The sequence below is a fragment of the Priestia taiwanensis genome (assembly GCF_014638355.1).
Lineage (GTDB): Bacteria > Bacillota > Bacilli > Bacillales > Bacillaceae_G > Priestia_D > Priestia_D taiwanensis.
The window spans coordinates 1,449,255-1,464,615 of sequence record NZ_BMFK01000001.1 but is presented as its reverse complement, the minus strand read 5'-3'; the positions used below and the strand labels follow the sequence as shown (position 1 = coordinate 1,464,615).

General features: G+C 39.1%; 12 protein-coding genes and 1 other annotated feature. Of the genes, 10 read left to right on the top strand and 2 right to left on the bottom strand.

Annotated features, from left to right (window positions below):
- Nucleotides 1-78 precede the first annotated feature (78 nt).
- Genes IEV41_RS07545 through pyrE form a run of 8 tightly spaced genes read left to right on the top strand, consistent with a single transcriptional unit; the run spans nt 79 to nt 9,592 of the window.
- Nucleotides 79-993 (top strand): aspartate carbamoyltransferase catalytic subunit, encoded by a 915-nt coding sequence (locus IEV41_RS07545; RefSeq protein WP_188387779.1) that lies wholly within the window; start codon nt 79-81, stop codon nt 991-993.
- Nucleotides 977-2,263 carry a dihydroorotase gene (gene pyrC / locus IEV41_RS07540; RefSeq protein ID WP_188387778.1) on the top strand — a complete coding sequence of 429 codons (1,287 nt, stop codon included), beginning with the start codon at nt 977-979 and terminating at the stop codon, nt 2,261-2,263. Before IEV41_RS07545 ends, pyrC begins: the two co-directional genes overlap by 17 nt.
- On the top strand, nt 2,260-3,360 hold the full coding sequence (locus tag IEV41_RS07535) for a carbamoyl phosphate synthase small subunit (protein ID WP_188387777.1): 1,101 nt from the start codon (nt 2,260-2,262) through the stop codon (nt 3,358-3,360). The genes pyrC and IEV41_RS07535 overlap by 4 nt, the downstream gene beginning before the upstream one ends.
- The gene (gene carB, locus IEV41_RS07530) at nt 3,345-6,554 is read left to right on the top strand and encodes a carbamoyl-phosphate synthase large subunit (RefSeq protein WP_188387776.1); all 3,210 of its coding nucleotides are present in this window, start codon (nt 3,345-3,347) and stop codon (nt 6,552-6,554) included. Before IEV41_RS07535 ends, carB begins: the two co-directional genes overlap by 16 nt.
- Nucleotides 6,551-7,330 (top strand): dihydroorotate dehydrogenase electron transfer subunit, encoded by a 780-nt coding sequence (locus IEV41_RS07525; protein ID WP_188387775.1) that lies wholly within the window; start codon nt 6,551-6,553, stop codon nt 7,328-7,330. The genes carB and IEV41_RS07525 overlap by 4 nt, the downstream gene beginning before the upstream one ends.
- Complete coding sequence (locus IEV41_RS07520; RefSeq protein ID WP_188387774.1) at nt 7,327-8,256, top strand: dihydroorotate dehydrogenase; 930 nt, start codon at nt 7,327-7,329, stop codon at nt 8,254-8,256. Before IEV41_RS07525 ends, IEV41_RS07520 begins: the two co-directional genes overlap by 4 nt.
- Entirely contained in the window at nt 8,241-8,957 is a 717-nt protein-coding gene (gene pyrF / locus IEV41_RS07515; protein WP_188387773.1) for an orotidine-5'-phosphate decarboxylase, read from the top strand. The genes IEV41_RS07520 and pyrF overlap by 16 nt, the downstream gene beginning before the upstream one ends.
- Nucleotides 8,954-9,592, top strand: a complete 639-nt coding sequence (gene pyrE, locus IEV41_RS07510) for an orotate phosphoribosyltransferase (protein ID WP_188387772.1) — start codon at nt 8,954-8,956, stop codon at nt 9,590-9,592. The genes pyrF and pyrE overlap by 4 nt, the downstream gene beginning before the upstream one ends.
- 42 nt (nt 9,593-9,634) lie before the next feature.
- On the opposite strand, the gene IEV41_RS07505 is transcribed toward pyrE, so the two are convergent.
- Nucleotides 9,635-10,987 carry a sodium-dependent transporter gene (locus tag IEV41_RS07505; protein ID WP_188387771.1) on the bottom strand — a complete coding sequence of 451 codons (1,353 nt, stop codon included), beginning with the start codon at nt 10,985-10,987 and terminating at the stop codon, nt 9,635-9,637.
- Between the two features lie 80 nt (nt 10,988-11,067).
- Nucleotides 11,068-11,311: a binding site (T-box leader), on the bottom strand.
- A gap of 200 nt (nt 11,312-11,511) precedes the next feature.
- On the opposite strand from IEV41_RS07505, the gene IEV41_RS07500 reads away from it, so the two are divergent.
- On the top strand, nt 11,512-12,528 hold the full coding sequence (locus IEV41_RS07500) for an HD-GYP domain-containing protein (RefSeq protein ID WP_188387770.1): 1,017 nt from the start codon (nt 11,512-11,514) through the stop codon (nt 12,526-12,528).
- 33 nt (nt 12,529-12,561) lie between these two features.
- Nucleotides 12,562-13,554: an HD-GYP domain-containing protein gene (locus tag IEV41_RS07495; protein ID WP_188387769.1), complete on the top strand. Its 993-nt coding sequence runs from the start codon at nt 12,562-12,564 to the stop codon at nt 13,552-13,554.
- A gap of 36 nt (nt 13,555-13,590) precedes the next feature.
- Here the strand turns inward: IEV41_RS07495 and IEV41_RS07490 are convergent, their stop codons facing one another.
- Nucleotides 13,591-15,297: an Rqc2 family fibronectin-binding protein gene (locus IEV41_RS07490; RefSeq protein WP_188387768.1), complete on the bottom strand. Its 1,707-nt coding sequence runs from the start codon at nt 15,295-15,297 to the stop codon at nt 13,591-13,593.
- Between the last annotated feature and the right edge of the window lie 64 nt (nt 15,298-15,361).

The following is a 15,361-nucleotide window of genomic DNA, read 5'->3' as shown; positions in this document are numbered from 1 at the left end:
CCTTAGTCTACCGTGATTAAGGTGTTTTTATAAAAAAAAATATACCGAATATTCATAATAAAACAGGGGGAATGACGCATGAAACACTTATTAACGATGAGTGAACTTTCTGTGCAAGAAGTGTTAGACATCTTAGAAGAAGCACAAGCAATTGCAGATGGTAAAGAAACGAAAGCAATAGAGCAGACGTTTGTCGCAAACTTGTTCTTTGAGAATTCAACGCGAACGCGTTTCAGTTTCGAAGTAGCAGAGAAACGCTTAGGCTTAGATGTACTAAATTTCGCGGCAGAAAGTTCTAGTGTGCAAAAGGGAGAAACGTTATACGACACAGTGAAAACACTTCAATCGATTGGTACAAAAGCAGTTGTCATTCGCCATACGGAAGATCGTTACTTTGATGAGTTGGTTGGTAAGATAGACATTCCAGTGTTAAACGCTGGGGATGGATGTGGTAATCATCCAACACAATGTTTGCTAGATTTACTGACAATTAAACAAGAATTTGGTCTATTCGATGGATTGAAAGTAGCCATCGTCGGAGATATACGCCATAGCCGTGTAGCGAGATCGAATGCCGAAATGCTAACGAGGTTAGGAGCGACGGTGTACTTCGCTTGTCCAGAAAAATGGCAAGATGAGACAAACACATACGGGGCATACGTTCATATCGATGATGTAATCGATGATGTAGACGTGGTGATGTTACTTCGTGTACAACACGAGCGTCATGAAATGAAAGCCGGAGAGATGATGGATAGTTTCTTACACACATACGGTTTATCTGTAGAGCGTGAGGAACGAATGAAAGTCGCAAGTATTATTATGCACCCAGCACCATTTAATCGAGATGTAGAAATTGCGAGTGAACTAGTAGAATGTGAACGTTCACGAATCTTCAAGCAAATGGAGAATGGTGTGTATGTAAGAATGGCTGTCTTAAAACGAGCATTACCAAATGTGTTAGGAGGAATTGAAAATGAAGTACTTGCTTAAAAATGGTCGTATGTTAAACGAAGAAGGAACATTACAAGTAGTAGACGTATTAGTGGAAGAAGGAAAAATTGCTACCATTTCTCCATGCATAGAGGCAACAAATATCGAGGTAGTAGAATTAGACGGAAAATTAATTACACCAGGATTCATTGATGTGCATGTACACGTTCGTGAACCAGGTGGAGAACATAAAGAAACGATTGAAACGGGTGCAAAGGCAGCCGCACGAGGTGGGTTCACAACAATTTGTGCAATGCCAAATACACGACCGGTACCAGATACAGTCGAGCAAATGAATTGGTTAACAAATCGCATTAAGGAAACGGCAATCGTGAATGTACTTCCTTATGCATCTATTACAACTCGTCAAATCGGAGAAGAGTTAACAGACTTTGCTGGATTAAAAGAAGCGGGAGCATTCGCTTTCACAGATGACGGAGTAGGCGTGCAATCAGCAGATATGATGCTGCAAGCGATGACGAAAGCAGCAGAGCTTGGCGTGAGTGTTGTTGCTCACTGTGAAGAAAATACATTAATCCACAAAGGGTGTGTACATGAAGGCGAGTTCTCAAAGAAACATGGCCTGAACGGTATTCCTTCTGTATGTGAATCAGTACATATCGCGCGTGACGTGTTATTAGCAGAAGCAACAGGCTGTCATTATCATGTGTGCCATATTAGTACGAAAGGTTCGGTCCGTGTTGTACGTGATGCGAAGCGAGCTGGTATTAACGTAACAGCGGAAGTATCACCACACCATTTATTACTGAATGATGGCAATATTCCAGGCTTAGATACAAATTACAAGATGAATCCGCCATTACGTGGGAAAGAAGATCAAGAAGCATTAATTGAAGGGTTACTAGACGGAACAATCGATATGATTGCGACAGACCACGCTCCTCATACGGAGGACGAAAAGGCCCAAGGAATGCAGCGTGCACCGTTTGGTATCGTTGGATTAGAAACAGCATTCCCATTGTTATATAGCTACTTTGTAAAAAGAGAAGTCATAACATTAAAGCAATTAGTTGATTTCTTAACAATCAAACCTGCCGAAACTTTCGGAATTAATAAAGGATTTTTAGTAGAAGGAGCGGTAGCGGACCTTACAATCGTTGACTTAGAACATAGCCAAACGATTGATCCGACACACTTCGCTTCAAAAGGGAAAAATACACCATTCACTGGCTGGGAATGCCAAGGATGGCCAGTAATGACCATTGTAAATGGAAACATTGTGTATCAAAAGGAGAGTGTAAACGTATGAAAAGACAACTAATTTTAGAAGATGGAACAGTATTCGTAGGTAAAGCGTTCGGCGCTGATGTAGAAAAAAATGGTGAAGTTGTCTTCACGACTGCTATGACAGGATATCAAGAAATTTTATCAGACCCGTCATACTGCGGACAAATCGTTACACTAACGTATCCATTAATAGGAAACTATGGTATTAACCGTGATGACTTTGAAACAATTCGCCCAGCAATTCACGGCTTAATCGTTCGTGAGCTTTGCGAACATCCATCAAACTTCCGAAATGAACAAACGGTAGATGCATATTTAAAAGAAAAGAACATTCCAGGATTAGAAGGAATTGATACACGTAAGTTAACACGTATTATCCGTCAATACGGAACATTAAAAGGTCGACTATGCAGTATGGAAGCAAACATCGATGAAGTAGTGAATGAACTACGTATTACATCATTCTTCACAGATCACGTGAAGCGTGTATCAACGAGAGATGCATACCCAAGTCCAGGTCGTGGATACCGTGTTGTATTAGTAGACTTCGGAATGAAGCATGGTATTTTACGCGAATTAAACAAACGTGACTGTGACGTAATCGTTGTTCCTTATAACACAACAGCAGAAGAAATTTTACGCTTAAATCCAGATGGCATCATGTTAAGTAACGGCCCTGGAGATCCAAAAGATGTAGTAGAAGGAATTGAAATGATTAAAGGTGTACTAGGAAAAATTCCATTGTTCGGTATTTGCTTAGGTCATCAGTTATTCGGACTTGCAGGTGGTGGAAACACAAGTAAATTGAAATTCGGTCACCGCGGATCAAACCATCCAGTAAAAGACGTAAAAACAGGTAAAGTAGCAATCACATCACAAAACCACGGTTATGCGGTTGAGATGGATTCATTAGAAGGTACAGAGTTAGAAGTAACACACGTTGCGTTAAATGATGGAACGGTAGAAGGATTAAAACACAAAACATTACCAGCATTTACAGTTCAATACCATCCAGAAGCGTCAGCAGGACCAGAAGATGCAAACTACTTATTTGACGAGTTCTTACAAATGATCACAAACTTTAAGAAAGAAGGGGAAGAGTTATGCCAAAACGCGTAGACATTGAAACTATTTTAGTAATCGGATCGGGACCTATCATTATCGGGCAAGCAGCGGAGTTTGATTACTCGGGAACACAGGCATGCCAATCGTTACGAGAAGAAGGATACAAAGTAATTCTTGTTAACTCAAACCCTGCAACAATCATGACTGATACAGAAACAGCAGATAAAGTGTACATTGAGCCATTAACGTTAGAATTTGTAACACGCATTATTCGTAAAGAGCGTCCGGATGCGCTTTTACCGACGCTTGGAGGTCAAACAGGACTGAACTTAGCGGTTGAATTAGCAAAAAGCGGTGTATTAGAAGAGTGTGGTGTTGAAGTATTAGGAACGAAATTATCAGCAATCGAGCAAGCAGAAGACCGTGAGTTATTCCGTAACTTAATGCAAGAATTGAACGAGCCAATCCCAGAAAGTACAATCATCCACACACTGCAAGAAGCGAAAGACTTCGTAGTGGAAATTGGCTATCCAGTAATCGTTCGCCCAGCATTCACAATGGGTGGAACTGGTGGTGGTATTTGTTCAAATGATGAAGAGTTAGTAGAAATCGTATCAAATGGATTAAAGTTATCACCAGCAACACAATGTTTATTAGAAAAATCAATTGCAGGTTGCAAAGAGATTGAATACGAAGTAATGCGTGATGCAAATGACAACGCAATTGTAGTATGTAACATGGAAAACTTCGATCCAGTAGGTGTACATACAGGAGACTCCATCGTAGTGGCACCATCACAAACGTTAAGTGACCGTGAATACCAAATGTTACGTAACACATCATTAAAGATTATCCGTGCACTAGGTATTGAAGGTGGATGTAATGTACAGCTTGCATTAGATCCGCATAGCTTTAACTACTATGTAATTGAGGTTAACCCTCGTGTAAGTCGTTCATCTGCATTAGCATCGAAAGCGACTGGGTATCCAATTGCGAAGTTAGCGGCGAAAATTGCAGTGGGCTTAACGTTAGATGAAATTATTAACCCAGTAACGAAAACATCTTACGCATGTTTCGAGCCAGCACTTGACTACATCGTATCGAAAATCCCACGCTGGCCGTTTGATAAGTTTGAATCAGCGAACCGTAAGCTAGGAACACAGATGAAGGCAACTGGTGAAGTAATGGCAATAGGTCGTACGTTTGAACAATCGATTTTAAAAGCTGTTCGCTCATTAGAGCTTGGTGTATACCATCTTGAAATGGAGCACTTAAAAGGCATGGACCGTGACGAAATGAAGCGCCGTATTGAAAAAGCAGATGACGAGAGAATGTTCATCATCGCAGAGGCAATTCGTCAAGGGGTAACATTAGAAGACATTCATGCATGGTGTGAAGTAGATTACTTCTTCTTACACAAAATAGAGAACATCATTAAATATGAAGAGAAGCTTCGTAACAATGTAGGAGACGTAGTTGTTCTTCAAGAAGTGAAAGAATTAGGCTTCAGTGATGCATACATTGCAGCAGTTTGGGGAATGAAAGAAATTGACTTGTATAACAAGCGTAAAGAGTTAAGCATGATGCCAGTGTATAAAATGGTTGATACGTGTGCGGCGGAGTTTGAATCAGCAACACCATACTTCTACGGAACATACGAAGAAGAGAACGAATCAATTGTAACAGACCGTAAGAGTGTAGTAGTACTAGGATCTGGCCCAATTCGTATCGGTCAAGGTGTAGAGTTCGATTACGCAACAGTACACTCTGTATGGGCGATTAAAGAAGCTGGTTATGAAGCAGTTATTATTAACAACAACCCAGAGACAGTTTCAACAGACTTCTCTATTTCAGATAAATTATACTTTGAACCGCTAACAATTGAAGATGTGATGCACGTTATTGATCATGAGAAGCCAGAAGGGGTTATCGTTCAATTCGGTGGTCAAACAGCAATTAACTTAGCTGCAAAATTAGCAGAGCGTGGTGTGAAGATTTTAGGAACATCATTAGAAGCGTTAGACCGTGCAGAGAACCGTGATAAGTTTGAAGCAGCATTGCAAGAATTAAATATTCCACAACCAAAAGGGAAAACAGCGACGACAGTGGAAGAAGCAGTAGCAATTGCGACGGAAATCGGTTATCCAGTATTAGTAAGACCTTCTTATGTACTAGGTGGACGCGCGATGGAAATCGTGTATAAAGAGGAAGAGTTATTGCACTACATGCAAAATGCGGTAAATGTAAATCCAGAACATCCAGTATTAGTAGACCGCTACATGATTGGTAAAGAAATCGAAGTAGACGGTATTTCAGACGGAAAGAACGTCTATATCCCAGGTATTATGGAACATATCGAGCGTGCAGGAGTTCACTCTGGTGATAGTATCGCAGTATATCCACCGCAAAGCTTAACACAAGAAGTGAAAGATAAAATCATTGACTATACAATTCGCCTAGCAAGAGGATTAGAGATTGTTGGACTACTAAATATCCAATTCGTCGTCTTCGAAAATGAAGTATACGTAATTGAAGTTAACCCACGATCAAGCCGTACAGTACCGTTCTTAAGTAAAATCACGAACGTACCGATGGCAAACCTTGCAACGAAAGTAATCTTAGGTATCTCACTTGAAGAGTTAGGATATGGTACAGCATACCATCCAGAAGAAAATGAAGTATATGTAAAAGCACCGGTATTCTCGTTTGCGAAGTTACGTTCAGTAGACATTACATTAGGACCAGAAATGAAATCGACTGGTGAAGTAATGGGGAAAGATACGACCCTTGAGAAAGCATTATACAAAGGATTAGTAGCGTCAGGAATTAACATTCCGACTTACGGATCAGTAATTATTACAGTTGCAGATCATGATAAAGTAGAGGCAATTGATATTGCTCGCCGCTTCAATGACATTGGCTACAATATTTTAGCTACGAGTGGTACAGCGGAATTATTAAAGAAAGAGAATATTCCGGCGACAGTTGTTAATAAGATTGGTGATGGTGAGAACAACTTACTGGATATCATTCGCCAAGGAAAAGCACAGTTCGTTATTAACACGTTAACGAAAGGAAAACAACCAGCACGTGATGGTTTCCGCATTCGTCGTGAATCAGTAGAGAACGGTGTAGCGTGCTTAACCTCACTTGATACGACACGCGCAATCTTGCGTGTTATCGAGTCAATGACATTCTCAGCATACTCAATGAAAAAGGCAGAGAAACGTCAGGTGGTATATTCATGATCAAACAACAACATATGAAGCTAGTAAAGCAAGAAGAAATCGCACAAGATATTTTTGAACTTGTTCTTGAAGGTAGCTTAGTTGATGAGATGAACGAACCAGGGCAGTTCGTAAATATAAAAGTAGCAGAGGGCGATACGCCTCTGCTACGCCGCCCAATTAGTATTTGTCAGATTGATAGAGAGAAGAAGCAATTCACGATGTTATACCGTGCAGAAGGAAAAGGGACAACGATTCTATCAAAACGTCGTGTTGGTGAAAACGTAGATATTCTCGGTCCACTAGGAAATGGCTTCCCGGTGAGAGAAGCGCAAGTAGGTGATACAGCGTTACTTGTAGGTGGGGGAATTGGTGTACCACCACTATATGAACTATCAAAGCGCTTAGTAGCATCAGGTGTGAAAGTCATTCACGTATTAGGTTTCCAGACGAAGGACGTTGTGTTCTATGAAGAGAAATTTAACGAATTAGGGGACACATATATCGCAACAGTTGACGGCACACATGGAACGAAAGGTTTCGTGACAACTGTTATTGAAGAACAAGGTATTTCGTTTGATGTTTTATACTCGTGTGGTCCAACACCAATGCTTCGTGCCCTGGAGCGAAATTACGGTCACAAAAAAGTATACATTTCATTAGAAGAACGAATGGCTTGTGGTATTGGTGCATGTTTCGCATGTGTGTGTCATAAGCAAGATGACCCAAATGGTCATACATATAAAAAAGTATGTGTAGATGGACCAGTATTTAGAGCAGGGGAGGTTGTGCTATGAATCGATTAGCGGTTGAATTACCAGGGTTAAGTTTGAAAAATCCAATTATCCCTGCATCAGGTTGTTTCGGATTCGGCCGAGAATTCGCGAACTTGTATGACCTTAGCGTTCTAGGATCTATTATGATTAAAGCGACAACAGCAGAACCACGCTTTGGCAATCCGACACCTCGTGTTGCAGAAACGCCGGGTGGAATGTTAAATGCAATTGGACTTCAAAATCCAGGTTTAGAGAAAGTAATGGCAGAAGAGTTGCCTTGGTTAGAGCAATTTGATCTTCCGATTATCGCAAACGTGGCCGGTTCTCAAACAGAAGATTATGTACACGTTGCCCGGGAAATAGCAAAAGCGCCAAATGTACATGCATTAGAACTAAATATTTCATGCCCTAATGTAAAAACAGGTGGGATTGCGTTTGGGACGGTACCGGAAGTGGCAGCGGAGTTAACGAGACGTGTAAAAGAAGTATCGGAAGTACCTGTATACGTGAAGTTATCACCGAACGTAGCGAATATCGTGGAGATTGCGCAAGCAGTCGAACAAGCAGGGGCGGATGGCCTAACGATGATTAATACGTTACTTGGCATGCGGATTGATTTGAAGACGGGTAAGCCTATCTTGGCGAATGGTATGGGTGGATTATCAGGGCCAGCTATTAAGCCGGTTGCAATCCGTATGATTCATCAAGTAAGTCAAGTGGTGAACATCCCGATTATCGGAATGGGTGGAATTCAATCAGCAGAAGATGTTATTGAATACTTCTACGCAGGTGCAAGTGCAGTTGCAGTAGGAACCCAAAACTTCGTTGATCCATTTGTTTGTCCGAAAATCATTGAAGAGTTACCAGCATTATTAGATAAGTTAGGATTTGATCATATATCAGAGTGTCACGGAAGGAGCTGGAAAGAAGTATGTCTAACAACGTAATTATTGCCCTTGATTTCTCAAGTAAACAAGAAGTAGAAACATTTCTAGCAAACTTTGGTGAAGAGAAGCTTTATGTGAAAGTAGGTATGGAGCTTTTTTACAAAGAAGGAAATAGCATCATCACCTATTTAAAAGAAAAAGGACATCAAATTTTCTTAGACTTAAAGCTACATGACATCCCGAATACAGTAAAGAGCGCGATGCGTAACTTGGCACGATTAGATGTAGATATGGTAAATGTTCATGCTGCAGGTGGAAGTAAGATGATGCAAGCTGCATTAGAAGGTTTGCAAGAAGGTACACCAGAAGGAAAAGAGCGTCCATTATGTATCGCTGTCACACAATTAACAAGTACGACAGAAGAAGTAATGCAAAAAGAATTAATGATTCCACTTACGTTAAACGTAGCAGTTGTTCAATATGCAAAGTTAGCGAAAGAGAGTGGATTAGACGGAGTTGTATGTTCTGTCCATGAAGTAGCGCTATTACGCCAAACGTGCGGTGAAGAATTTGCGACAGTTACACCAGGTATCCGTTTAGCATCTGATTCTGTGGACGATCAAGCACGTGTAGCAACACCAGAAATTGCGAGAGAAAAAGGAAGCAGTTATATTGTTGTAGGTCGTTCTATTACGAAAGCTAGCAATCCATTACACACATACAAACTAGTAAAAGAACAAATGGAGGGACAAACTGTATGAAACAGCAAATAGCAGAACATTTATTAACGATTGGCGCAGTATTTTTAAAACCAAATGAGCCATTCACATGGTCATCAGGTATTAAGTCGCCAATTTATTGTGATAACCGTTTAACGTTGTCTTATCCAGAAGTTCGTAAAGATATTGCAACAGGATTAGCAAAGTTAGTTGAAGAGTATTATCCAGAAGTTGATGTCATTGCTGGTACAGCAACAGCAGGTATCCCACACGCTGCATGGGTAAGTGATGTGTTAAATGCTCCGATGTGCTACGTTCGTAGTAAGGCAAAAGAGCACGGCAAAGGAAACCAAATTGAAGGAAAAGTAGCGCCTGGTCAAAAAGTTGTGATCGTAGAAGATTTAATTTCAACAGGTGGAAGTGTGATTACATGTGTAGAAGCACTACGCCAAGCTGGTTGTGAAGTGTTAGGAGTTGTATCAATCTTTACATATGAATTAGAAGTTGGAAAAGAACGTATGAAAGAAGCGAATGTGAAGAACGTATCGTTGAGTGACTATACAGCTTTAACAGAAGTAGCAAGAGAAAAAGGAATCATCTCAGAAGAAGAGTTAATGAAATTAACAGGATGGCGTAGGAATCCACAAGATGAATCTTGGATGGTCATAAATAATTAAATGCAAAAGACACTCGGTATTCATACCGAGTGTCTTTTATGTTTAGTTAAATAAGGAGAAAACTCCTACAACATTTAAGAAAATAAGAAGAACTGCAATTGGAACAACAAATCGAATTAAGAAATACCAAGCATTAACCCAAATATGTCCGTGTTTTGTACCGATACTTAATTCTTCTTGTACGACCTGCTTAGATACTTTTAGTGGTGCGAACAAAGCAATAAGTAAAGCACCTAGAGGTAACATAATATTACTTGCTGCGAAATCAGCTAAATCAAAGACTGTTTTGCCAAATAAGACCGGTTCGCTTAAGAGACCGAATGATAGAGCTGATGGTATTCCAACAACGAACACACATAAACCAATAATTGCAGCTATCTTTGGACGCTTTTTCGTGTTGTTCTTTGAGAAACTAGATACGGTAATTTCTAACATAGAAATTGCCGATGTTAATGTTGCGAAGAAGAATGCAACTAGGAAAAATACGAAAAATACTTTTCCAAATGGGATATTCGCAAAAATATATGGTAATGCGATAAATAATAAATCAGGACCTTGTGCTGGTTGCATCCCCATCGCAAAGATTGCAGGGAAAATAGCTAATCCAGCTAGTAATGTAATGATAATTGTTAACGATACGATTGATGTTGTTGACTTTGTTAAACTTTCTTTCTTCGATAAATAAGAGCTATACGTAATCATAACAGATGCACCAACTGTTAAGGAGAATAGTGCCTGTCCCATGGCATCCAATAATGTTTGTGCTGTAACGGCTGAAAAATCAGGCTTTAATAGAAACTCAACCCCTTGCATTGCTCCTTCAAATGTAAGAGACCGAACGATTAATACAATAAATAAAACAAACAATAATGGCATCATATATTTATTAGCTAGTTCTAGTCCTTTTTGGACACCTAAGCTAACAATAAATATTGTACATAGTAAGAATAGGAACTGTGCACCGACTGCAATATAAGGATTTGAGATAGTAGCACCAAACATTGCGCCGAAATCATTATTATGCTCCCATAACTTTCCTGTTAAAGCATAAAATAAATAAATCATAATCCAGCCACCAACTACACTATAGAATGACAGCACGATTGATGCAGTGGCCATTCCTAGGCGGCCAATAAGTGACCAGAAAGAGTTAGGAGCAATTGCTTTATAGGCGCTAATTGCTTCTTTTTGTGTACTACGACCAATAATAAATTCGGCTAGTAATAAAGGTACACCAATTATTAATGTGAAAAGTAAGAACAAGATGAAGAATGCTCCGCCACCATTATTACCGGCCATATAAGGAAACTTCCAAATCGCGCCAAGCCCGATTGATGCGCCTGCAGCGGCAAGGATAAATCCTAATTTCGATGTCCATTGTTGATTTTTGTTCATGAATAATACCTCCTTTAAGGTTATCTAGTATAGAAAAATAATGATAGACGACAAAAAGCCCTCTATATGTTGATACACATATAGAGGGCGATATATACAAATACCGTGGTGCCACCTCAATTGGATAAATAATCCCACTCATCAGGTACGAGAATATATTTCTGATACCCTATCCTTTTAACGGCGGAACCCGTGCTGCCTACTATATATGTTCAGCTAGCCTCTCCTAAGTCCATTCGGTATAATGTGTCGTACTGGATTCCACCATCCCCAGCTCTCTGAAACGCAGCAATTATACGTACTCTTCTTATTCGACGATTTATGTTATGAAATGATTGAACCAAGTATAGTACAAGAGAAAAAATTTGTAAACATTTTTTTTACAGATAACATCATAATATTATATTGATATTAGGTAATTTGTCCCTTTTTTTGAGATTATAACTTTGTAATTCCCTAGAAAAATATGTATAATAATCTGTAAGAATACTTAGATAGTGAATCCATTTTATAGGGCGGTCATAATGGAGAAAAGTAATAGTTTTGAGATAGATAACCTACTAGATGAAGTGTTAAAAGAGAATATATATGGGGAAATGGGAGGGTTGCTTCTTAGTAAGGGGACGAAAGTTACAGAAAGGCAATTAGCTTTGTTGAAAAGGCATCGTTTAGAGGCACAGAGACGAGACAGAATCCCTATGCAACAATTTGAACAGCTTTTAAATGACGTACAATTAAATATGGACCATTTAAGGAATCTTATTGAGTCGGGAGAAGGTGACTTAGTAGAAGAGATAGATGGGACGATAGAAACATTTTCAGGGTTGTTAGAAGAGATGTTGCATACGCGTCATTTAGCAGAATTTATTGAACTACTTCAAGGATATGACCATTCTATTTATTGTCATTCTATTAATGTTGGCTTGCTTGCGGGGTTAATAGGAAAAATACTTGGATTCCCAGATAAAGTGAATCATATCTTAGGGCAGATGGGTTTCTTACATGATATTGGGAAACTACGTATTCAGGAATCAATTTTACATAAGCCAGCACGATTGTCTGATGATGAGTATGCGCATGTGAAAAAACATCCTATTTATGGATATCAACTTTTAAAGAGTAATAAAAAGATAAATAGATTTGTTTTATTAGGTGCTCTTTTACATCATGAACGATTAGATGGTACAGGCTATCCGTTTTCTTTGAAAAAAGAGCAAATCCCATTTTGTGTACAAATCCTTTCTGTTGCAGATACGTATGATGCGATGACAGCAAAGCGAACATACTCTAAAGGGAAATCTCCTTTATATGTAGCAGAAGAGTTAAGGAAAGAGGCGTTTGAAGGGAAATTAAATGCAGTTATTATTTTACCATTTATCGAATACATCATGCGTCAAATGTTGAACCAAGAAGTTCTCTTGAACAATGGGAAGTTTGGAAAAATCATTTATTATTTTGAAGGTCATCCAACGAAGCCCTTAATTTTAGTAGACAATGAATGCATTGATTTACGAAGTCGCAAAGATCTTTTTATTATATAGGGATAGATAGTTTGGAAGGGGAAGCGGAAGAGAATGAGTACAACATATAAAATAGTAAATGGTATATTACAGCACGATATTTATACAGAGGGCGGTGTATTGCTGTTAAGTAAGGGAACCAACATGCAAGAATCACATATGAATTTACTTGCAAGACACGCTGTAAAAACAGAACATATAACAGAATGTGAAGAAGAAGTTAATGATGTAAAATATAACGATGCTGTACAGCATATGAAGCAATTAATGGGAGAAGTCGCAGATGGGAATGTATCGAACTTAGAAGATGCAATTACACCATTCCATTCTTTATTAGAGGATATGTTGCAAGAACATAACTTATTGCATATGAGTCGAGCATTGCATACACAAGATGCGCTTACGTATGAACACTCTGTAAATGTTGGTTTCTTATCAGCTTTAATAGGAAAAATATTGAATGTACCAGATGCTTTAATAGGTAAATTAGGTGAGATGGGATTACTTCACGATATTGGGAAGTTGAAAATACAACAAGAGGTAGGATTAGAAGGTTCCTTTGAATTATCAGAAGAATCAGAAGACAAGAGGCATACTCAGTATGGATACGAGTTGTTGAAAGGAAGTCCGGGTATTCACTACTTAGTACCAGTTGCTGCACTTTTACATCATGAGGCTTGTGATGGGTCTGGTTACCCGCACGGATATACAGAAGAGAAGATACCATTCCCGGTTCAGATTGTAACGGTCGCAGATAAGTATGACCGACTATGTTCATCAGAAGTGGCTGGTGGAAAGGTTTCTCCATTAGATGCAGCAGAGCGAATTAAGAGAGATTCATTTGATGGAAAACTAAACCCGAAAATTGTGTTACCATTTGTCAATTATTTAAAACAACATTTCGTTCATCAGACTGTCACATTAAGTGATGGTCAAGTAGGAGAAATTATATACTTCTCAAATGATGAATTAACAAAACCACTTGTTCGTGTAGGTGATACGTTTATTGATTTGAAAAAGGAAACGAATTTAAGAATTATTGGATAAAAAATATCCAGTCCGAGCTGACGGACTGGATATTTTTTATTTTTTTGACAGCTGTAATACTAAATCGGCATTAGGCGTCACGTACATCGTTTGTTGGTGCGTATACGTCACAAATCCGGGCTTTGCTCCGCTTGGTTTTTTCACATGACGAACGGCTGTATAGTCGACTGGGACAGAACTAGAGTTGCGACTTTTACTGAAATAAGCAGCTAGATGTGCAGCCTCAAGTAATGTCTTGTCACTCGGCTCTTTTGTACGAATAACGACGTGGGAGCCTGGTATGTCTTTTGTGTGCAGCCAAATGTCGTCCCGGCTTGCAAGCTTGTTCGTTACGTATTCATTTTGTTTGTTATTCTTTCCGACTAAAATAGTTGTTCCATCTGTTGATGTGTATTCATCTAAAATCGGCTTCGTTTGTTTCTTCTGCTTTTTAACGATACGTGCTTTTATATACCCCTCTTCAGCTAATTCTTCACGAATTCCCTCAATATCTTTTGAAGAAGCGGCCTCCATTTGTTGAATTAAGCTATCGATATAGATCATTTCTTCTGCTGTTTTTTCTAATTGTTCATGAATATGAAGAATAGATTTCTTTGCTTTTTGGTACTTTTGGAAGTAGCTTTGTGCATTTTCAGCAGGTGATTTGAGCGGATTTAATGGGATGGTAATAGTTGCGCCATTCTCATCATAATAGTCAATTACTTCTACTTGTTTATCTCCGCGCTTCATCATATAAATATTTGCTGTTACTAATTCACCAAGGTGTTGATAACGATCGGCTTTTTCTGCATCAATGAGTGATTGTTGCAACTTCTTTTGCTTCTTTTTGTTTTTCGCCAGTTCATTTGCTAGGAATTTCTCTAGATCATTTGTTTGTTGTTTGACGCGATCTCGTTCAGCTTTACCGAAGAAGAAACGATCTAGTAGTTCGCTTAATGTAGCGAATGTCTTTCTTTCCCCTTGGATGTGAGAGAGAGGGAGCATATAGAAATACTCTTTATCATCGGTAATGATCATATTAGCGGTAATCTCGTTTATTTTTAACGGTGTAACAGCCGTAAAGAATGCTTTTGGTAATGTACGTTCGTTCACTAGTTTTGCCTCTGCGACAATTTCTTTTGCGAAAATTGGAGAAATACCTGCGAATGTTTGTACAAGTTGTTGCTCCATTTTTCCTGCAAGGAAATCGAGTGGCATGATGACATCTTCCTCTTTTTCTACTAGAAGCGGATTACGTTTGTTTTGTGCTGGTGGTGCAACGTACATGAACCCTGGTAACACGGTACGATGACGATTGACCGCGGGAGAGAGATGCTTCAAACTATCGAGGATTTTACCTTCTTCATCAAGTAAGAGAATGTTACTATGGCGACCCATAATTTCGATTAAGATACGCTTAGAAGATTCGTCACCAAGTTCATTTCTGCTACGAACTTTTAATTCAATAATGCGTTCTAACTCTAGTTGGCATATTTCCTCAATAATACCGCCTTCAAGATGTTTGCGTAATAACATACAAAACATTGGTGGTGTTGCAGGAGACTCATATGTGTGTTCCGTAAGATGAACTCGTGCGTAGCTTGGATGTGCGCATAGTAGGAGTTTGTGATTTTTTCCTTTTGCACGAATATGAAGGAGAATCTCATATTTAGATGGCTGATATATTTTTGAAATTCGTCCAGTTTCAATTGCTGTTGTGAGCTCAGTTGTCATTGCATGTGTAAATAATCCATCAAAGGACATAAAGACACTTCCTTTATCTATGTGAATTTCGTGAAACGGCTAGCAAATGGTGAAAGTGATAGTC